Origin of the sequence: Saccharopolyspora gloriosae (assembly GCF_022828475.1) — a bacterium.
GTDB lineage: Bacteria > Actinomycetota > Actinomycetes > Mycobacteriales > Pseudonocardiaceae > Saccharopolyspora_C > Saccharopolyspora_C gloriosae_A.
Window position 1 is genome coordinate 6,648,437 of record NZ_CP059557.1, and the last position, 18,595, is coordinate 6,667,031.

General features: G+C 70.9%; 17 protein-coding genes and 1 pseudogene. 5 read left to right on the plus strand and 13 right to left on the minus strand.

The window, feature by feature from the left end; all coding sequences use genetic code 11:
• Nucleotides 1–44: 44 nt before the first annotated feature.
• Nucleotides 45–626, plus strand: a complete 582-nt coding sequence (locus tag H2Q94_RS29405) for a TetR/AcrR family transcriptional regulator (RefSeq protein WP_243790371.1) — start codon at nt 45–47, stop codon at nt 624–626.
• 118 nt (nt 627–744) lie between these two features.
• On the opposite strand, the gene H2Q94_RS29410 is transcribed toward H2Q94_RS29405, so the two are convergent.
• Nucleotides 745–1,428 (minus strand): hypothetical protein, encoded by a 684-nt coding sequence (locus H2Q94_RS29410; RefSeq protein ID WP_243790372.1) that lies wholly within the window; start codon nt 1,426–1,428, stop codon nt 745–747.
• Nucleotides 1,429–1,441: 13 nt separating this feature from the next.
• Nucleotides 1,442–1,960: a SigE family RNA polymerase sigma factor gene (locus tag H2Q94_RS29415; protein ID WP_243790373.1), complete on the minus strand. Its 519-nt coding sequence runs from the start codon at nt 1,958–1,960 to the stop codon at nt 1,442–1,444.
• Nucleotides 1,961–2,287: 327 nt separating this feature from the next.
• Between H2Q94_RS29415 and H2Q94_RS29420 the strand changes: the two genes are divergently transcribed.
• Complete coding sequence (locus H2Q94_RS29420) at nt 2,288–3,334, plus strand: threonine aldolase family protein (protein WP_243790374.1); 1,047 nt, start codon at nt 2,288–2,290, stop codon at nt 3,332–3,334.
• Between the two features lie 467 nt (nt 3,335–3,801).
• Here the strand turns inward: H2Q94_RS29420 and H2Q94_RS29425 are convergent, their stop codons facing one another.
• Nucleotides 3,802–5,649 (minus strand): bifunctional sugar phosphate isomerase/epimerase/4-hydroxyphenylpyruvate dioxygenase family protein, encoded by a 1,848-nt coding sequence (locus H2Q94_RS29425; RefSeq protein ID WP_243790375.1) that lies wholly within the window; start codon nt 5,647–5,649, stop codon nt 3,802–3,804.
• Nucleotides 5,630–6,538 (minus strand): shikimate dehydrogenase, encoded by a 909-nt coding sequence (locus H2Q94_RS29430; RefSeq protein ID WP_243790376.1) that lies wholly within the window; start codon nt 6,536–6,538, stop codon nt 5,630–5,632. The genes H2Q94_RS29425 and H2Q94_RS29430 overlap by 20 nt, the downstream gene beginning before the upstream one ends.
• Nucleotides 6,539–6,897: 359 nt before the next feature.
• Between H2Q94_RS29430 and H2Q94_RS29435 the strand changes: the two genes are divergently transcribed.
• Nucleotides 6,898–7,494, plus strand: a complete 597-nt coding sequence (locus H2Q94_RS29435; RefSeq protein ID WP_243795984.1) for a TetR/AcrR family transcriptional regulator — start codon at nt 6,898–6,900, stop codon at nt 7,492–7,494.
• Nucleotides 7,495–7,639: 145 nt separating this feature from the next.
• Nucleotides 7,640–8,971, plus strand: coding sequence for an MFS transporter (locus H2Q94_RS29440; RefSeq protein WP_243790377.1), 1,332 nt, complete (start codon nt 7,640–7,642; stop codon nt 8,969–8,971).
• Between the two features lie 82 nt (nt 8,972–9,053).
• On the opposite strand, the gene H2Q94_RS29445 is transcribed toward H2Q94_RS29440, so the two are convergent.
• The 5 genes and pseudogenes from H2Q94_RS29445 to purD form a co-directional block, all read right to left on the minus strand.
• Complete coding sequence (locus H2Q94_RS29445; RefSeq protein WP_243790378.1) at nt 9,054–9,224, minus strand: hypothetical protein; 171 nt, start codon at nt 9,222–9,224, stop codon at nt 9,054–9,056.
• 289 nt (nt 9,225–9,513) lie between these two features.
• Nucleotides 9,514–10,680, minus strand: a complete 1,167-nt coding sequence (locus H2Q94_RS29450) for a pyridoxal phosphate-dependent aminotransferase (protein ID WP_243790379.1) — start codon at nt 10,678–10,680, stop codon at nt 9,514–9,516.
• 176 nt (nt 10,681–10,856) lie between these two features.
• Nucleotides 10,857–12,123, minus strand: a pseudogene (locus H2Q94_RS31060) (transglycosylase SLT domain-containing protein).
• 23 nt (nt 12,124–12,146) lie between these two features.
• On the minus strand, nt 12,147–12,449 hold the full coding sequence (locus tag H2Q94_RS29465; RefSeq protein ID WP_243790381.1) for a hypothetical protein: 303 nt from the start codon (nt 12,447–12,449) through the stop codon (nt 12,147–12,149).
• Nucleotides 12,450–12,646: 197 nt separating this feature from the next.
• Nucleotides 12,647–13,906, minus strand: a complete 1,260-nt coding sequence (gene purD, locus H2Q94_RS29470) for a phosphoribosylamine--glycine ligase (RefSeq protein ID WP_243790382.1) — start codon at nt 13,904–13,906, stop codon at nt 12,647–12,649.
• A 273-nt stretch (nt 13,907–14,179) separates the two neighbouring features.
• Here purD and H2Q94_RS29475 point away from each other — a divergent pair, with 273 nt between their 5' ends.
• The gene (locus tag H2Q94_RS29475) at nt 14,180–15,289 is read left to right on the plus strand and encodes a glycerophosphodiester phosphodiesterase (RefSeq protein WP_243790383.1); all 1,110 of its coding nucleotides are present in this window, start codon (nt 14,180–14,182) and stop codon (nt 15,287–15,289) included.
• 58 nt (nt 15,290–15,347) lie between these two features.
• Here H2Q94_RS29475 and H2Q94_RS29480 read toward each other — a convergent pair whose 3' ends face one another.
• From H2Q94_RS29480 to H2Q94_RS31065, 4 genes are all read right to left on the minus strand, one after another.
• Nucleotides 15,348–15,815 carry a hypothetical protein gene (locus H2Q94_RS29480; protein WP_243790384.1) on the minus strand — a complete coding sequence of 156 codons (468 nt, stop codon included), beginning with the start codon at nt 15,813–15,815 and terminating at the stop codon, nt 15,348–15,350.
• Nucleotides 15,816–16,098: 283 nt separating this feature from the next.
• On the minus strand, nt 16,099–17,253 hold the full coding sequence (locus tag H2Q94_RS29485; RefSeq protein ID WP_243790385.1) for an LLM class flavin-dependent oxidoreductase: 1,155 nt from the start codon (nt 17,251–17,253) through the stop codon (nt 16,099–16,101).
• 19 nt (nt 17,254–17,272) lie between these two features.
• Nucleotides 17,273–18,061 carry an ABC transporter substrate-binding protein gene (locus H2Q94_RS29490; RefSeq protein WP_309501093.1) on the minus strand — a complete coding sequence of 263 codons (789 nt, stop codon included), beginning with the start codon at nt 18,059–18,061 and terminating at the stop codon, nt 17,273–17,275.
• A 302-nt stretch (nt 18,062–18,363) separates the two neighbouring features.
• Nucleotides 18,364–18,444 carry a putative leader peptide gene (locus tag H2Q94_RS31065; protein WP_397545502.1) on the minus strand — a complete coding sequence of 27 codons (81 nt, stop codon included), beginning with the start codon at nt 18,442–18,444 and terminating at the stop codon, nt 18,364–18,366.
• Between the last annotated feature and the right edge of the window lie 151 nt (nt 18,445–18,595).

Genomic DNA, 18,595 nt, shown 5'->3' on the forward strand with positions numbered 1-18,595 from the left:
GGGCGGCGGCGCCGGGTTCACCGCCGCTCCTAGGATCAGCGGTCATGACAGCGGCCACCCCGAAAGGCGAGCGCCGCCGCCAAGCCCTGGTCGAGGCGGCGGTGGAGCTGCTCTCCGAAGGCGGGCTCGAAGCGGTGCGGCATCGCGCCGTGGCGGAACGGGCCGGGCTGCCCCTCGCCTCCACCACCTACTACTTCACCTCGCTCGACGACCTCGTCGCCGCCGCCGTGGAGCACGAGGCCCGCGCCGAACTCGCCACCGGCCGCGCCCGGCTCGACGAGCTCGCCGACGAGCTGCGGACGGTGGACGCGGTGACCGAACTGCTGCTGGACCTGCTGCTCGGCTACGACTCGCGGGACGGCGGCACGAAACCGGTGCTGCTGCGCTACGAACGGCTCGTGGGCTCGCCGCGGCGGCCGTACCTGGCGCCGCTGATGCGGGAACTGGGCGGTGAGCTGCACGAACTGCTCGCCGAGATCCTCACGCGCAGCGGCATGCCCGTCGGGCGGGAGCGGTTGCTGGAGCTGATCGCGCTGGTCGACGGGGCCGTGGTGAACGCCCTCATCGAAAGCGCCCCGGACCCCCGCGCCGCCGCCCGCCGAATGCTCCGCCCCAAACTCGGCTGACGCCGACCCAGGTGAAGGTTCTCTTCGCCCGGTCCCGGAGGAATTCACTCCACGACCCGTGTGAGGTGAACGGCCCGTTCGACCGGTGGGACCGGGCGAAGTGGCGGGTGGGGGACGCTCAGAAGCGAGGCGCGAGGGTGTCGGCGATGTTCTGGAGGCGGTCGGCGTACGGGGCGTGTTCGGTGCCCTTCGGTTCGCTGAGGACCGTCAAGGTCCGGCCGCTCTTCGCCGGGATCTCGATCACGGCCGTGTTCGGCGCCCGCCCCGTCGCTGCGGACGGCTGCGCGCCCGCCGGGCTGAGCAGCACCGCCACCTTCCCGGACGCCGGCCCCTCCCGGATGGTGAGGGCCGCGCTCTTCGCGCCGGCCGGACAGGAACCGTCGGCGCCGGTCGGCTGCGTTGCACCGGCCTCCGGAAGCCGCTCGGACAGCGCCTTCGCCAACGACTCGTCCGGGGAACCGCACCCTCCGCTGGTCGCAGGCTCGTTCAGGACGAGCGGCCCGGAGCGCGGCGTCGTACCGGAGTTCGGATCGGCCGGTGCCTGCGGCAACCCCATCGGGGACTGCGTCGGCGTCGCGGGAGCCTGCGCCACCGGAGCCCCGGAACCGCCGAACATGCCGGTGCCCACACCGACGCCGCCCACCAGCACGGCCGCGGCCACCAGCGAGCCACCGGCGAACGCCGTGCGACGGCGAGCCGTGACCCGGCGCGATCCGCGCAGCACGTCCTGCTCGTCGAACGACGCCTCGGGCGCATCGCGCGCAGCCTTCTGGAACAGCTGCTCCAGCTCTGTCTCGTTCACTTGCCGCACCTCCTCACGACGTCGATCGAAGATCGTCGAGTTGGCCGCCCAAAGCCTCCCGAAGCGCCTCCAGCCCACGGGCCGACTGGCTCTTCACGGTGCCCTCGCTGCACTTCATGACCTCGGCGACCCCGGCGACGTCGAGCCCCTCCAGGAATCGCAGCACCAAAACGGTCCGCTGCTTCGGTGGAACCTGGCGCAAACCGGCGACCAGCGTCTGGCGGGTCGCGATGCCGTCATCAACCGAACCGGACTCGGCGGGCCGGTCCGGCAGCACATCGGTGAACCGCTCCCGCCGCCACGGGCGCCGAGACTCGTCGATCACCGCCCGGCTGAGCGTCCGGCGCACGTACGCGTCGAGCGCTCCCTTGTCCCGCACCTTGCGCCAGTGACGGTGCAAGGCGATGAACGCGGTCTGGGCGAGATCGTCAGCGCGATGCCAGTCACCGCACATCATGTACGCCATCCGACGAACCGCCTCCCGCCGAGCCGCGAAATACTCCGCGAACTCCTGCTCCTCGCGCTGGTCCACGCGGACTCTCCGCTCGTCCGTGCTTGCACTCCTGGGACGGTGCTACCGGCCCCTACGGTTGCATGCCGTCCGGCCCTGAAATCGGGCGGCACGCGTGAGGAACCTTAGAGCCTGCGCCCGATCCGCCCGGGCTGGGTGCGCGCGGAGTGACACCCCGTGCACGGAAGCTCAACGTCCACCTAATGGAACGGCTGCGATGACCGGCCGTTCAGGGGCCTCCCGGAAATCGCGGTGTCCGGGGAACGAACGGGCAAGAAAGGCGTCCGGGCGAACCGGTGTCCCCCAACCAGTTGCCTCGACCCCCTGCCGATGTGGTGTGATCGGTTCGTGACCAAAACGGCATCCATAGATCTGCGTTCCGACACGGTCACGCGTCCCGACAAGCGGATGGCCGCGGCGATGGCCGAAGCCGAAGTCGGTGACGACGTGCTGGACCACGACCCCACGATGCGAGCGCTGGAGGAGAAGGCCGCCCAGCTGCTGGGCACGGCCGCCGCACTATGGGTGCCCAGCGGCACGATGGGCAATCTGATCGCGCTGTCGGTCCACCTCCGACGGGGAGACCGGTTCCTCGCGCCACGCGGGGCGCACGTGCTGCACCACGAACTCGGCTCCGCAGCGTGGCTCGCCGGCGGCATGCCGGAACCCCTCGAATGGGACGCCGGTCCGGGACGCCCCACCGCCGACTCGGTACGTGCGCACGCAAACGGTGACCGGCGCTACGACGCGCTGCACACCACGCTGCTGTGCCTGGAGAACACGCACAACGCCGCCGGCGGCGCCGTCATCCCGCCGCACGAGCACGCCCAGCTGGCCGCGGCCGCCCGGGACCGCGGACTGCGCGTGCACCTCGACGGCGCCCGGATCTGGAACGCCGCGACCGCCCTGGAACTGCCGCCCGCCGCGTTGACCGTCGGGGTCGACACGGTGCAGGCCTGCCTGAGCAAAGGACTCGGCGCACCGGTGGGTTCCGTAGTGGCGGGCACCAGCGACTTCGTCGCCGAAGCCCGCCGGGTGCGCAAAATGCTCGGCGGCGGAGTCCGGCAAGGCGGAGTGCTCGCCGCGGCCGGGCTGCTGGCGCTGGATCGGGTATCGGCCCTGGCGGCGGACCACCGGCACGCGAAGCTGCTCGCGGACGGCCTCACCGAACTCGGCTGGGACATCACGCCGCCGCAGACGAACATCGTGCTGGCCGCGGTGCCGGATGTGCGGCTCACCTTGGACTGGCTGCAGGAGATCGGGGTGCTTGCGGTGCCGATGGACGGCAACGTTCGGTTCGTTACTCATCGTGACGTGGCTGAGCGGGATGTCAAGGACGTGCTCCGCCGTATATCGCGCACGACCCCAGCAGCCGGTATACCTCAGGCTGGTTGACCTTCCACGGCTCGTTCTGCGTGGGGGGCGGGTAGCGGAACCTCAGCTGTCTTCTCGCTGCGGGATCTTTTTCCCAAGTGGCTCCGCCACGAGGGAAAAAGCTGTCCTCGCGAGAAGACAGCTGAGAACCCGCCGGTGGTCGTTTTTTCGACGTGGGCTATGTGCTTCGCACATACAGGCACGGCTTCGCCGCCAGGCACGGCCTTTGGCCGCGAGGCAGGCGGGGCTTCGCCCGCCCTTCGCGGACTCCGCCGCCACAAGCACGGCTACGCCGCAAAACACGGCCTCCGGCCGCAAAGCAAGCGGGGCTTCGCCCGCCCTTCGCGGACTCCGCCGCCACAAGCACGGCTACGCCGCAAAGCACGGCCTTCGGCCGCCAGGCAGGCGGGGCTTTGCCCGCGCTTCGTGGGCTTCGCCGCTGAAAGGACGGCTTCGGTGAGGAGGTTCGGCTTCGCCGGTGGGCAGGGCTACTTGGATTCCAGGCGGCGTCTGCGGTGGGCCGCCATCCGGACCGGGGCGTTGGATTCGCCGCGGGCTCGGTAGCCGTTGATGCGTTGGACGATTTCGAAGAAGACTCGGGAGCCCGGGACGGCCACCGAGAAGTGCAGGTATTCGCCTTGGCGGTCGCGGTCGTAGAGGATCGAGTTCTCGCGCAAGGAAGCGAGCAGGTCCGGTGGGAGCTCCAGGCGGGCGTCCAGGTCGTCGTAGTAGTTGTCCGGGATCGCCACGACCGGTGCGCCCAATTCCCGCATCGCACGCGCGCTGGCGAACACGTCGTCGCTGCTCAGCGCCACGTGTTGCGGGTGCCGGACGCCCGGTGCCCACGGTCCTCTGCGCAGCACCGCCGAATCGAGCGCGATGCGCACCGTCTCGCCCCGGTCCAGCACCATCCGGCTGCGCACCAAGCCGAACGGTGCGGCGAACTCCACCGGCGGAGCGGGGCGCAGGCCCAGCACCGAGCGGTAGAACAGGATCGCCTCGTCGAAGTGGTCGAACGGCTGGGTCATCGCGACGTGGTCGATGCCGGTGACGCCCGCGTCTTGACCCCGTTCGTCCTGCTCGGGCTCGAAGTCGCCCAGCCACCCCGCGTCGCGGTCCGCGTCGGTGCGGCAGAAGAACAGCGCCGTGCCGTCCGGCGCGGCGACCGAGGACAGATCAGCCTCGTCGGGCCGGGCGGACCGAGGCAACACCGGCGCCAGCAGCCCTTCCGCGCGCCGGGTCGAGGCGGGCGGGTCCGCGCTGTGCACCCCGAGCGCGGCCAACGCCCCACCGCCACGATGCTCGGGCCGGTCCGGTTCGGTGTTCACCAAGATCCGCGCGGCGCCCTGCTCCCACAGGCGCACCGGCTTGGAGCGGTGCCGCCCGGCCGACCGGAAACCGAGCGCGGCCAGCGTCGAGTTCAACCGCTCGCCCCCGGAGTCGTCCGCGCCGAGCTCCACGAAGGCCGGGCCGGACAGCTCCGCAGGGGGCGGCAGGTGCACGGGGGCGGCCACCGATTCCTCCAGCGCGAGCAGCGAACGCATCGCGTCCACCGCCGCCGGGCCGGGGTCCGACTGCCGGAACACGTCGTTGAAAACCTCCAGCGACAACGGCCCCGCGTAACCCGCGGCGAGCACGGTGCCGACGAACTCGGCCAGGTCGAACTCGCCTTGACCTGGGAAGAGCCGGTGATGCCTGCTCCACTGCAACAGGTCCATGTTCAGCCGGGGCGCGTCGGCCAGCTGGAGGAAGAACAACTTCTCCGCCGGGATGGTGCGGATCGTGGTGAGATCGCTGCCGCGCGACAAGATGTGGAAGCTGTCCAGGCACACGCCCAGCGACGGGTGGTCGGCGCGGCGCACGATGCGCCAAGCGTGTTCGTAGGTGTTCACGAACCGTCCCCAGGCCAGCGCCTCGTAGCAGACCCGGATGCCGCGTTCGGCGGCCAGCTCGGCGAGTTCGCGCAGCTGCTCGGCGGCCAGATCGTCGTCGTCCACCGCGTCCGGGGAGACCGAGGAGCACACCAGCACGGTGTCCGCGCCGAGCCGCGCCATCAGGTCGAACTTCCGCTCGGCGCGGCGCAGATTGGCCCGCAGCACGTCGGGCGGGACCGCTTCGAAATCCCGGAACGGCTGGTAGAGGTCGATGGACAGGCCCAGTTCCGCGCAGCGTTCCCGGATCCGCTCCGGCGCGGAGGCGGAGGCGATCAGGTCGTTCTCGAAGATCTCCACCCCGCCGAATCCGGCGGCGGAAGCGGCGGTGAGCTTGTCCTCCAGCGAGCCGGACAGGCAGACCGTGGCGATGGAGCGGGCGCGTTCAGCGGGCGACGTGGACACGGGGGCCTCCGGGGTCGGTCACGAGCGTCTCGAAGTGGCGCAGCATCCGGTCGGCGTCCGGTTCGCACCCGGTGAACAGGCGGAACGCGTCCGCCGCTTGGAACACCGCCATGCCGCCACCGTCGAGTACCCGGCAGCCCCGGGCACGCGCGGTGCGGACGAGTTCGGTCTCCAGCGGCCGGTACACGACGTCGGCCACCCACAGCTGCGGGCGCAACGCCTCGACGGGCACCGGCAGACCGGGGTGCGCGGCCATGCCGACGGGAGTGGCGTGCACCAGACCGTCGGCGGCCGCCAGCGCGGCGGCCGGTCCGGCGTCGAGTCCGCCCGCCACGGCCCGGTCCGCGCCGAAGCGGCCGCGCAGCGATGTGGCGACGGCCTCGGCCCGGCCCGCGTCCAGGTCGAGCACGTGCACCGTCCCGGCGCCGAGGGTGAGCAGCCCGTGGGCGACGGCGGCTCCCGCGCCGCCCGCGCCGAGCAGCACCACCCGGTCCAGCGGCACGTCCGGCAGGCCGCGGCTGAGGCTGCGGGCGAAACCGGACCAGTCGGTGTTGTGACCGACGGCTCCGCCCTCGCCGAACACGACGGTGTTCACCGCGCCCAGCGCCGCCGCGTCCGGGGACAGCTCGTCGAGGTGTTCGATGACCAGCTGTTTCGCCGGGTGGGTGATGTTGAGCCCGGTGAATCCGGTGAGCCGGGCGGCCCGGAGCAGTTCACCGACGGCCGTCGCGGGCAGGCCCAGCTCGTCCAGATCGAGTCGGCGGTACAGGCAGCGCAAGCCGAGTTCGGCGGCCTCCCGTTCGTGCAAGGCCGGACTGAGCGAGGGGCCGATGCCCGCGCCGATCAGTCCGGTGAGCAACCCGTTGCCGACGTCGCCGATGACAGCCACCCCCTGCGCCCGCTCCGGCGGACCGGAGCGGGAGACGAATGAACGAACTAGCTAGTACACAGTAGCCCGGCGCGGAACCCAGGCAAAGGACCGCGCATTAGGGTGGGCGGAACCGGAGCGGATCAAACCGGGGTTGACCAGCGAGTTCCACTCGGCCGATCGAGCACGGACCCGCTCGCCCGGCGGCCCGATCCGATACCGATCAGCCCAAGACCGAGCAGTCCGAGACCGGATGACCAAGTACCGACCAGGGAGTCCACGTGGTGGCATCACCGTCCCGCGCCGCGCCCGAATCCAACGGCGCCGAGCAGCCCGCGGTCGAACCCCGGCAGCGCGACGCCGAACGGACGCGGGCGGAACTGCTGGACGTGGCCCTCGCCGAATTCGCCGACAAGGGCTACGCCGGAGCCCGCGTGGACGAGATCGCGGCCCGCACCAGCACCACCAAGCGGATGATCTACTACTACTTCGGCGGCAAGGAGCAGCTCTACATCGCCGCGCTGGAACGCGCCTACGCCGCGATCCGCGGCATCGAGCAGCGACTCGACGTGGCGGACCTGGCTCCGAAGCAGGCGATCCGGCGAGTGGCGGAGTCGACCTTCGACCACCACGAGTCGCATCCGGCGTTCATCCGGCTGGTGTGCATCGAGAACATCGACCACGGCAGGCACCTGGCCAAGTCCGCCGAACTGCCCGGCCTCGGCACGCCCGCACTGGAAGTGCTCACCGGCATCCTGGAGCGCGGCCGGGAGGCGGGCCTGTTCCGCGCGGACGTGGACGCGCTGGACGTGCACATGGCGATCAGCTCGTTCTGCGTCTTCCGGACCGCCAACCGGCACACGTTCCAGGCGATCTTCGACCGGGACATGCTCGATCCGACTCGCCGGGAGCACTACCGCCGCATGGTCGGTGACCTGGTGCTGAGCTACCTGAGCGCAACCCCCGAAACCGCCTGAACCGGCACTGAAGCAGGCCCGCGAAAGCTGGAAACCAAGTCTTGACACCTGCGGGCCGCAACCGCAGAGTGACGGACTAACCAGGTGGTACATAACTGCTTCTCGCTGTTCTGAGCAACGGAGCAAGGACGTCAGGAGCCTCTCGGTGACCGAGACCCGCACACCCGGAACGACCCCGGGCGAACACCGCAAAGCCGCATGGGCGGCCTGGATCGGCAGCGCGCTCGAGTACTACGACTTCTTCATCTACGGCACGGCCGCTGCGCTGGTCTTCAACAAGATCTTCTTCCCGGCGTCCTCTCCCGCCACCGGCACCCTGCTCGCGCTGGCCACGTTCGGCGTCGGCTACCTGGCGCGACCCATCGGCGCCTTCGTCCTCGGCCACATCGGCGACCGCTTCGGACGCAAGCGAGTCCTGGTGCTCACGGTGCTGCTGATGGGGGTCGCGACGGTCGGCGTGGGCTGCCTGCCGACCTACGAGCAGATCGGCGTCGCCGCGCCGATCACCCTCGTCGTGCTGCGACTGGCGCAAGGATTCTCCGCGGCGGGCGAACAATCCGGCGCCAGCTCCATGACGCTCGAACACGCCCCCGAGCACCGGCGCGGCTACTTCACCAGCTTCACGCTCAGCGGCACCCAAGCCGGGCAGATCCTCGCCACCGCGATCTTCCTGCCGATCGCCGCGTTACCGCAGGAACAGCTGCTGAGCTGGGGCTGGCGGGTGCCGTTCTGGCTCAGCGGCCTCGTCGTCATCGTCGCCCTCGTCATCCGGCGCACCCTCGACGAAACCCCGGTCTTCCAGCAAGAAGCCGGAAAAGCCGACAAGGAACTGCCGCTGGCGGTGCTGTTCCGCGATCACTGGGCGGACGTGCTGCGCGTCGTCGTGGCCTCCACCGTCGCCGCCGTCAGCACGATCTTCACCGTGCACGCCCTGAGCTACGCGGTGAACACCATCGGCCTGGAACGCAGCCCGATGCTGTGGGTCGGGGTGCTGGCGAACGTCGTGGCGCTGGCCGCGATCCCGCTGTGCGCGCTGCTGTCCGACCGGATCGGGCGCAAACCGGTGTTCATCGGCGGCACGGCGGCGTGCGCGGTGCTGATGTTCGGCTACCTGTGGTCGATCTCCACCGGGCAGTACCCGCTGATCTTCCTGACCGGGATCCTGCTGTTCGGCATCGCCTACAGCGCGCCGAACGGTGTCTGGCCTTCGTTCTACGCCGAAATGTTCCCGCCGAAGGTGCGGCTGTCCGGGATGGCCGTCGGCACTCAGATCGGCTTCGCCATCGCCGGTTTCTCCCCCAGCATCGCCGAAGCCATCGGCCCGGGGCGCGACGGCTGGATCGCGGTGTCGATGTTCATCGCCGTGCTCTGCGCGTTCAACATCATCGCGGTGGCCACCGGGCGGGAAACACACCGCGTTCCCACCGGTGAGCTGGGCGAGCGCGCCGCGCCGCGGCCGACCGTCACCTCGAGCTGAGGCGCTGATCCGGCACTCCGCCGGGGCACGCACGGGCGGGGCCGGCGGTGCGCCGGTCCCGCCGCACGTCAGCGGAGCGGGCTCACTTCGAGCCGATCTGCTTCTTCCCGTCCTTGGCGTAACCGATGGCGGCGGTGGCGACGAACAGCACGCCCCCGACCACGGCGAGCCAGAACAGCCCCTTGATGACGAACCCCGCCACGCTGACCACGAGCCACAGCAGCAACAGGCCGCCGATCACTTTCCACACCATGCCGACCACCCCGATCAGGAGAACTCCTTCCAGCTTGCCAGCCGGACCCCCATCCGAGCACCGATATCGGCAAGAACTCAGGGTCAACCTCAGGGTGATCACCACGGCCCACGCCCGAGCTGAGTGAACGGACCGTTCGCCCAACGAGACTGGACAAACGGTCCGCTCACCCCAACCGACCTCGACACCCGAAACACACCGCACCCACCCGAGCTGAGTGAACGGACCGTTCGCCCAACGAGACTGGGCGAACGGTCCGCTCAGTTGAACTCGACTCGCGGCGGCGGGGTCACTTCAGCCAGGCGGCGAGGCGGGCGAGGGCTTCGGCGATGTCCTCGGTGGCTCCGGCGAACGACATGCGCACGAACCGGTCGCCGCGCTCCGGGTCGAAGTCCGCGCCCGGCACCACCGCGACCCCGGTCTCGTCCAGCAGCCGGTGGCACCACAGCGCCGAGTCGTCGGTCAGCTCCCCGATGTCGGCGTAGGCGTAGAACGCGCCGTCGGCGGGCGCGACCCGGCCGAGGCCGAGCTCCGCGAGACCGGACAGCAGCAGCTCCCGGTTCGTCTTGTACCTGCGCACGCGCTCACCGGCCTCGGCGTACGCGTCGGCGCCGAACGCGGCGACCGCGCCGTACTGCGACAACGCGGGCGGGCACAGGGTGAAGTTGCCGGTCAGCGAGTCCACCGCGCGCCGCAGCCGCGGCGGCACCAGCATCCAGCCGAGCCGCCAGCCCGTCATGCTCCAGAACTTCGAGAAGGAGTTCACCACGATCGCCTCGGTGGAGAACTCCCGCGCCGAGCGCAGCGGTTCGCCGTAGCCGATGCCGTGGTAGATCTCGTCGCTGATCAGCTGCACGCCCCGCCGGTCGCACCAGGCGGCGAGCTCCGCGAGTTCCTCCCCGGTGAGCACCGTGCCGGTCGGGTTGGCCGGGCTGGCCACGATCAGCCCCTGCACCGGCTCGTCGAGTTCCTCCAGCATCGCCACCGTCGGCTGGAATCGGGTGGCGGCGTCGCAGGGCAGCTCAACGACTTCGCAGCCGAGCGCGCTGAGGATGTTGCGGTAGGCCGGGTAGCCGGGCCGGGCCAGCGCCACCCGATCTCCGGCGTCGAACGCGCTGAGGAACGCCAGCAGGAACGCCCCGGAGGCTCCGGTCGTCGCCACCACCTCGGACGGGTCTACGGCGAGGTCGTGTTCACGCCGGTAGTGCCCGGCGATGGCTTCGCGCAGTTCGGGGAGGCCGAGCTGTTCGGTGTAGCCGAGCGGGTGTTCGCGCAGCGCTTCGGCGGCCGCCTCCCGCACCGCTCGCGGCGCCGGATTGGACGGTTGGCCCGCGGCGAGCGAGACGACGTCGCCGCGCACTCGCTGGCGGGCGTTCGCGGCCGAGAGCACTTCCATGACCTGGAACGGGGGCACGTTCGCCCGCTGGGCGACGGGGAGCACGCTGGGGTCGAGCATGGGTCCACCCTGCCACGCGCCCGCCTCGATCCAGGCCCCGCTACGACCGGGACGCCGGGCCGGTGCCGCCGAAGCCCGGCGAGGACGCCTCCCGGCTCCTCGCCGTGGCCCTACGCTCGATCGCGATCCCGTCACCGGGCTCGGCCCGGAACCGCGTCACGATACTCGGGACGCGATCAGTAACCCTGGTAGCCGCCTCCGCCGGACATGGCCTTCAAACCGGGGTGGCCTTCGAAGCCGCCGTAACGGTCGAAGGTGTAGCGGACCCCGGCGATGATGTTGTCCACCGGGTTGTAGATGTCGTCGTGCCCGGGCAGCTTGTGCGCCTCGAACGTCGGGTCGATGCACTGCATCAGGCCCTTCGAGGGGGTGCCCTTGGCGGCGTTGGAGTCCCAGTCGTTGATGGCGTGCGGGTCGCCGCCGGACTCCTTCTCGATGATCGTCCAGATCTCGTCGATGTTGTCCTCGGTGACGGGGATGCCGCTCTCCTGCAAGATCTTGATGGCTTCGCGGATCCACTGGTCCACGTTGCCGGGCGGCGGGCCGCTGCTCGGCGGGCCGCCGCTGGACCCGAGCCCGCCGGAGGAGCCGCTCGACCCTTCCGATCCGCCGGAACCGCTCGAACCGCTGGAGCCGGTCGAACCACCCGTGCTCCCCGAGCTTCCGGTCGAGCCACCGGCCGAGTCGCCCGCCTGTCCCGGCCCGGTCGTCCCGGGGTCCCGCCCGGGGAGTCCCGCCCGAGGGCGCCTCGCCTGCCGGGGTGGTGCCGGCGGGCGCGGTCGTCCCCGGTTCCTGGAACTTCCACTCCGTCTGACGTCCCTGCGCCGGGGTGAAGCCCTGCTCCCCGGCCTTCGGGATCTTCGTGAACACCTCACCCATCCCGCCGGCGGCTCCGTTGAGCGAGGTCAGCGCGGTGTTCAGCCCGTCGTTCCCCTCGGCGATCTTGGTGGTGGCCTCTTGAGCGTGGGATTCCATCGCCCGCCGGATCGCGTCGTCGCGCACTCGGGCCGCGAGTTCGATCGCGGGCGGATCGTTCGGGTGCGCCGCCACGGCCTGCTGGTAGATGGTCTCGGCGTTGCGCGCGTCGGTCAGCGCCCGCTCGCCGATGGAGTTCACCGCGTCCTTCGCGGTCTGCACCGCGTCCGCGGCCTGGTCCAGCGCACCCGCGGAGCTCTCCAGGGCCTGCTTCGCCGCGTCGAATCCGCCGCGCACCTGCCCCATGTAACCGACGAACGCGTCCGCCGACGCGCCCTGCCACGCCCCGTCGAGTCCGGTCACGGCGCTCTGCACCTGGCCGTTCGCGTCGGCGGTCGAACCGCTCGCGGTGCGCCAGCGCTGACCGACCTCGCGGATCGACTCCGGTTCGCTGTTCTCGACCTTGCGCAGTTGTTCGGCGAGCGCGGCACCACCGGGTTTACCGGCGACTTCCCCTGAGATCCCCATGTCGTCCCCAGTTCAGGCGGTCGTCAGACCCGCAACGATTCGGCGTTGGTGCGCTCGATCTCCTCGACGCTGGTGCGCACCGCGTCCAGCGCGCCGCTGACACCGCGCAACAGCTGCTCGGCGGCGTCGAACTGCTGCTTGGCGGTCGTGTCCAGGTTCGTGATCGCCGAGGCCAATCCGGCCGCGGCGTCGAGCTCACCGAAGATGGCGGCGTCGACGTGCTGGTTCTCGAATCCGTCGCCGATGGCGCCGACCGGTCCCGCCTTGCCCTCCAAGGAGGAACGGCAATTCTCGAGCGCCCCCATGTTGTAACCGGCGTCTGCCACGACCACTCCTCGCTGGACTCACGGCCCGGACACCGCATCCGACGCAACCCGTGCGCCGCTCCGGCCGGATCAATGATTACCAGGAGAACTGCTCCGCACGGCGGTGTTTTCGCCGAATACAGCCGAATGCCCCGCCGCCGCACGCGAAAAACCGCACGCACGCAGAAGCTCGCGTGCGGTTCGTCCGGTTCGGCTCGTCAGGCGGGCGGGGTGATCTCTCCGCGGGAGGCGCGCAGCGCGATGTCCAGGCGGTGGTGCGAACCGGGCAGCCGCACGCCCGCGACGCGCCGGTACACCTCGTCCCGCGCGGCGGTGAGGTCCTCGCCGGTCGCGACGACCGACAGCACCCGGCCGCCCGCGGACAGCACCGCACCGTCGTCGCGGCGTCGAGTTCCGGAGTGCAGCACGCCGGGCGCGTCGCCACCGGTGATCACGTCGTCCACTCGCGGACGGCCCGGATAGCCCTCGGCGGCCACCACGACCGTCACCGCGGCACCCGATTCCCATTCCAGTTCCGGCGCGGCGGCGAGCTCGCCGTGCGCGACGGCGTTGAGCAGCCCGGCCAGCGGCGTGTGCAGCAGCGACAGCACCGCCTGCGTCTCCGGGTCGCCGAACCGGCAGTTGAACTCGATGACCTGCGGTCCCGCCGAGGTCAACGCCAGGCCCGCGTACAGCAGCCCGGAGAACGGCGTGCCACGCTCGGCCAGCTCGTCGACCACCGGCTGCACCACGGTGCGCACCACGGAGTCGGTGAAGCCTTCCGGCGCCCACGGCAGCGGGGCGTAAGCACCCATGCCGCCGGTGTTCGGTCCCGCGTCCTCGTCGCCGACGCGCTTGAAGTCCTGCGCGGGCAGCAGCGGCACCACCGTGCTCCCGTCGACCAGGCAGAACAGCGAGGCCTCCGGGCCGTCCAGGAACGACTCCAGCAGCACCGGGTGGCCGTCGTCGAGCAGCGTCAGCGCGTGTGCGCGAGCCGCGTCGAAGTCGCTGGTGACCAGCACGCCCTTGCCGCCTGCGAGCCCGTCGTCCTTGACCACCCAGGTGGGGCCGAAGCGGGCCAGTGCCGCGTCCAGCTTCGCGGGGTTGTCCACCGTCTCGCTGTGCGCGGTGGGCACGCCCGCGGCGACCATGACGTCCTTCGCGAACGCCTTGGAGCCTTCGATCCTGGCGGCTTCCTTCGACGGGCCGAAGCAGGCGATCCCGGCGGCGCGGACGGCGTCGGCGGCACCCGCGACCAGCGGGGTCTCCGGGCCGAACACGACCAGGTCCGCCTTCCAGCTCGTGGCGAGTTCGGTCACCGACGCGGGGTCGGCGACGTTCACCGCATAAGGCTCGGCGAGCGCGGCGGTTCCCGCGTTGCCGGGAGCGCAGGCCAGGGCGGTCACCGACGGGTCCTTCGACAGCGCGAGCACGATCGCGTGCTCTCTGCCACCTGCCCCGATCACGAGGATTCGCACGCCCGGAAGCGTAGAGCGTCCCACCGCCGTCCGACGGCGGCCCCCCGCAACGATGTGGCGAACCGGACAGGTGATCACCCCCGGCTGCGGCGGCGAACGCGTGAGCAGCCCGTTCCCCCCCTGACGCCCCCTTGCCGTCCCCGGAGCGTCGGCGGTACGTCGCTGGTACTTCACTTGCCGGTCGGGTGGTCTTGTCCGATTAGTCGCTCGTCACGGCGAGGGTCGGTCCGGGCGCGCGGCCCCTTCCGCGCACGAATTCGCACAGGAGGCCAGATGTTGATCCGGGTACGCCTGGCGGCGCTCGCCGTGTCCACGGTCGCCGCGCTGGGCACCTTCGCCCAGCTCCCGGCCACCGCCGCCCCGTCCGCCCCCGCCGAGGCGGACCGCGTCGAGGTGTTCGGGCACCGCGGCGCCTCCGGCTACCGGCCGGAGCACACGCTGGCGTCCTACGAGCTGGCGGCGCGGATGGGCGCCGACTACATCGAACCCGACCTGGTCTCCACCAGGGACGGCGTGCTCGTGTCGCGGCACGAGAACGAGATCAGCGGCACCACCGACGTCGCCGATCGCCCGGAGTTCGCCGGCCGCAAAACCACCAAGGTCATCGACGGAACCGAGCTGACCGGCTGGTTCACCGAGGACTTCACGCTCGCCGAGCTCAAGACGCTGCGGGCGAAGGAGCGCATCCCGCAGCTGCGGCCGAACAACACGATCTACGACGGCCGCTTCGAAGTGCCCACGTTCCAAGAGGTCGTCGACCTCGCGAACCGCCTGTCGAAGGAGCTGCACCGCGAGATCGGCGTCGCACCGGAGATCAAGCACCCCAGCCACTTCCAGCACATCGGCCTGCCGATGGAGCCGAAGGTGGTGCGGGCGCTCGACGACAACGGGCTCAACCGCCCGAACGCGAAGGTCGTGGTGCAGTCCTTCGAGGTCGCGAACCTGCGGGAGCTGAACCGGGAGCTGCGGGTGCGGCTGGTGCAGCTGATCAGCGACAGCGGCGCTCCGCAGGACTTCATCGAGGCGGGCGATCCGCGCACCTACGCGGACCTGGTGACTCCGGAGGGCCTGCGGGAGATCGCGCACCACGCCGACGTCATCGGCCCGGATACGAATGTGCTGCTGCCGGTCGACGAGACCGATCACCTCACCGGCCCGACTCGGGTGACGGCCGACGCGCACGCCGCCGGGCTGCAGGTCGTGCCGTACACGGTGCGCGCGGAGAACGACTTCCTGCCCGCCGACTTCCGCACCTCCGAGGTCCCGTCCGAGTTCGGCGACGCCTTCGCCTACTTCAACGCCCTGTTCGCCCAGGGCATCGACGGCATCTTCAGCGACCACCCCGACATCGCGGTCCAGTCCCGCGACGACCACACGAGCTGAAGCCGGTTCGGGTGAACGCCTCCTTCGCCCAATGGGATCGGGCGAAGGGGCGTTCACCTCAGCTCCCGTTCCGGCGGAAGAACTCGTTGGCACCGGGCGAGAACAGCAGCGCCAAGGCTCCGGCGACGGCGCACAGGTGGACGGCGCGCAGGGCGGCGAAGGTCCACGCCCACGCGCCCGAACCGTCGAGCCACGCTTCGGCGAAGCCCGCACCCTGGATCATCGCCACGATCGGTTCGCCGACCATGCTCAGCGTGCCGATCCCGCCGACCAGCGCGGCCACCGCTACCCGAACCCCGGGCTCACCTCTGCGCAGGCGCAGCACCAGCAGGAACACGGCCGTGTAGACGACCGCTCGGAGCGCCAGCTGCGCCCCGACCCCGTCCGCGGGCAGCTGGCCGACGGCGATGCGCAGCACCTGCAGCACCGTCTCCGCCACACCCGCCGTCACCGCGCACACCCACAGCGAGATCGAGCGGCGCACCACGTCCGGCACCGCTCGCCGCCCCGATTCCACGTTCGTCATCGCCGCCCCCATCCGGTCCGTTCCCGGTCACCTCGGACGGTATGGGCGAGGATCACCCGGTCTCATCGGGTTCAACCCTGATTCGCGGCTCGGGGTCGGCACGCGACTGAGACGGCCGCGTCAAGATCGCCCAAGCCCGGGAAGCGGCTGGAGGGGCAGCTGCTTCAGGAGTCGGTCGAGTCAGAACGCAGCTGCGCCTAGGAAGGCATTGGCTCAGCACACGGCTCGGGTCAGAACACGGGGCTGGGTCAGCACACTGCTCGGGTCAGGACGCCGGGCTGGGTCAGGACGCCGGGCTGGGCTCCGGGAGACGGGCCGGGGCGGCGGGCGCTCCCTGGTCGGCGAGGAGGCCGCGGCGGGCCAGGACCGGGCGGACGCCCTCACCGAACCAGTACGCCTCCTCCAGGTGCGGGTAGCCGGAGAACACGAACTCCTCGACGCCCACGTCGTGGTATTCGGACATGAGGTCGGCGACCTCCTCGTGGCTGCCGACGAACGCGGTGCCCGCGCCGCCGCGCAGCAGGCCGACGCCGGACCACAGGCCAGGGTGCACTTCGAGCTTGCGGGCGTCACCGTGCAGGACTCCGCCGTGCAGTTCCGCCATCCGGCGCTGCGCGGTGGACTCGGTGACGGCGAACTTCGCCTGCGAGGCCGCCACTTCCGCCGGATCCATCTGGTCCAGGAAGCGCTGCGCCGTCGCCCACGCCTCGGCGGAGGTGTCGCGGGTGATGGTGTGCGCCCGCAACCCGAATCGCAGCGTGCGGCCTTCGGCCGCGGCGAGTTCCCGCAGCCGCGCGATCCGTTCCCCGACCTGCGCGGGCGGTTCGCCCCAGGTGAGGTGCACGTCGGCCCGTCGCGCCGCGACGGGCAACGCGGCGGGCGAGGAACCGCCGAAGTACAGCGGCGGCTGCGGATTCGGCACGTCGTAGGCGGTCGCGCCGCGCAGCGCGTAGTGCTCGCCGTCGAAATCGGCGGGTTCGCCGGACCAGATGGCGCGCATCGCGGCGAGGAACTCGTCGGTGCGCTCGTAGCGCTTGTCGTGGTCGAGCCAGTCGCCGTAGCGGCGCTGCTCGATGGACTCACCGCCGGTGACGATGTTGAGCAGCAGCCTCCCGCCGGAAACCTGCTGATAGGTGGTGGCCATCTGGGCGGCCAGCGTCGGCGTCAGCGAACCGGGGCGGAACGCGACGAGGAACTTGATCCGCTTGGTGCGGCCCAGCAGCGCGGCGGTGGTCACCCACGCGTCCTGGCACCAGCTGCCGGTCGGCGTGAGCATGCCGGTGAAGCCGAGGTGCTCGACGGCCTGCGCCACCTGCGCCAGGTAGTCGATGTCGGGTTCGCGCGGAGTCTGCGCACCCACCGCCGTCACATGCGGACGGTCCACGATGGATCGACCGTCGCCGTGGGTCGGCAGGAACCAGTGCACCGTGATGCTCATGCGGAGTCCTCCTGGACGCTCATCGGACCTCGGCGAGCCGCTGCTCGAATCGGGTGTCGACGTACTCGGCGAACTCGAACTGCCGCGGGATCTCCTTGGCCTGCACGAACGCGTCCGCCAGCTCCTGCGAGGAGCGGATCACCGAATCGTCCAGCGGGATCGGCAGGTTCGGCCCGGCGTCGGTGGCGCGGCGGGTCACCTCGATGGGCAGGCCGGTGTCCTCGGCCCACGCCTGCGCCCGCTCCGGCCGGTGCGTGTCGGAGAAGATCTGCGCCTTCGCCACCCGCACCACGTAGTCGGCGAGCGCGGTGTTCTTCGCCGCGTCGGCCAGCGCCGCATCGCCGGCGACTTGGAAGTCGAGCCCGTTGGAGACCCCGGTCCCGTCCGTGAGCACCTCCGCACCGGTCTCCAGCTGCACCTGGGCGAAGTACGGGTCCCAGATCGCCCAGGCGTCCACTTCGCCGCCGTTGAACGCGCCCAGCGCGTCGGCGGGCTGGAGGATCACCAGTTCCACGTCGTCCGGGGTGAGCCCGACCTTGCGGAGGCTCAGCAGGATCTGCCCGTGCGCGGAGCTGCCGCGCGCGACGGCGACCTTCTTGCCCGCAGGTCCTCCACGCGACGCAGCGGGGAACCCTTCGGCACGATCAGCGCGTCGCTGGTCACGTTGCCCTTCGACGAGGCGACGACCTTCACGTTGCGCTTCGCGGCGGCCGCGAACAGCGGAGGCGTGTTGCCGACGCCGCCGATGTCGATGGCGCCTGCCGAGGCCGCTTCCAGCAGCGGTGGGCCGGACGTGAACGTGGACCACTCGATCGCGTAAGGCGCTTCGTCCAGCCCGGCGGACCGCAGCAGCGACTGCGAGTTGCCCTTCTGGTCGCCGACGCGCAGCCGAACCCGGCGCAGTTCGGCGTCACCGACCGGCGGCGGAACAGGCGCGGACGCCGCATCCGGGCTCTGGCCGCAGGCGCTGAGCAGGCCGACGGAGGTGGTGGACAGGGCGAGGGCAGCGAGGAATTCCCGACGATGCAAGGTTTTGTCGCTTTCGCTGAGCAGGCGGCGCGGACCGGCCCGTTCAGCGCGGGGCGGCCCGAGAGGAAGCGTCGAGGTGCGTCAGCGAATACGACAGATCGCGCTGGCCTGCCGCCGAAGATCGACGTGCAGACGCCCGGTGAGCACGGTGCGCGCGGTCATGACCCGGAGATTCGCACCCGCCGGAACCCCCAGTCAACGCCCACCGAAACCATCCCACCAGGTGACATGCGCCCTCCGGGAAACAGTGCGCAATGATCTTTTGATCGTTGTCCTGTCAGCGGCGAAGCCGATGAGCAGTGACCAGCCAGAG

What these genes read in the sequence shown, in the direction of transcription:
- H2Q94_RS29405 (WP_243790371.1), top strand. Translation starts at nt 45, where the DNA reads ATGACAGCGGCCACCCCGAAAGGCGAGCGCCGCCGCCAAGCCCTGGTC.
- H2Q94_RS29445 (WP_243790378.1), bottom strand. Translation starts at nt 9,224, where the DNA reads ATGGTGTGGAAAGTGATCGGCGGCCTGTTGCTGCTGTGGCTCGTGGTC.
- H2Q94_RS29450 (WP_243790379.1), bottom strand. Translation starts at nt 10,680, where the DNA reads ATGCTCGACCCCAGCGTGCTCCCCGTCGCCCAGCGGGCGAACGTGCCC.
- H2Q94_RS29475 (WP_243790383.1), top strand. Translation starts at nt 14,180, where the DNA reads ATGTTGATCCGGGTACGCCTGGCGGCGCTCGCCGTGTCCACGGTCGCC.
- H2Q94_RS29480 (WP_243790384.1), bottom strand. Translation starts at nt 15,815, where the DNA reads ATGACGAACGTGGAATCGGGGCGGCGAGCGGTGCCGGACGTGGTGCGC.
- H2Q94_RS29485 (WP_243790385.1), bottom strand. Translation starts at nt 17,253, where the DNA reads ATGAGCATCACGGTGCACTGGTTCCTGCCGACCCACGGCGACGGTCGA.
- H2Q94_RS31065 (WP_397545502.1), bottom strand. Translation starts at nt 18,444, where the DNA reads ATGACCGCGCGCACCGTGCTCACCGGGCGTCTGCACGTCGATCTTCGG.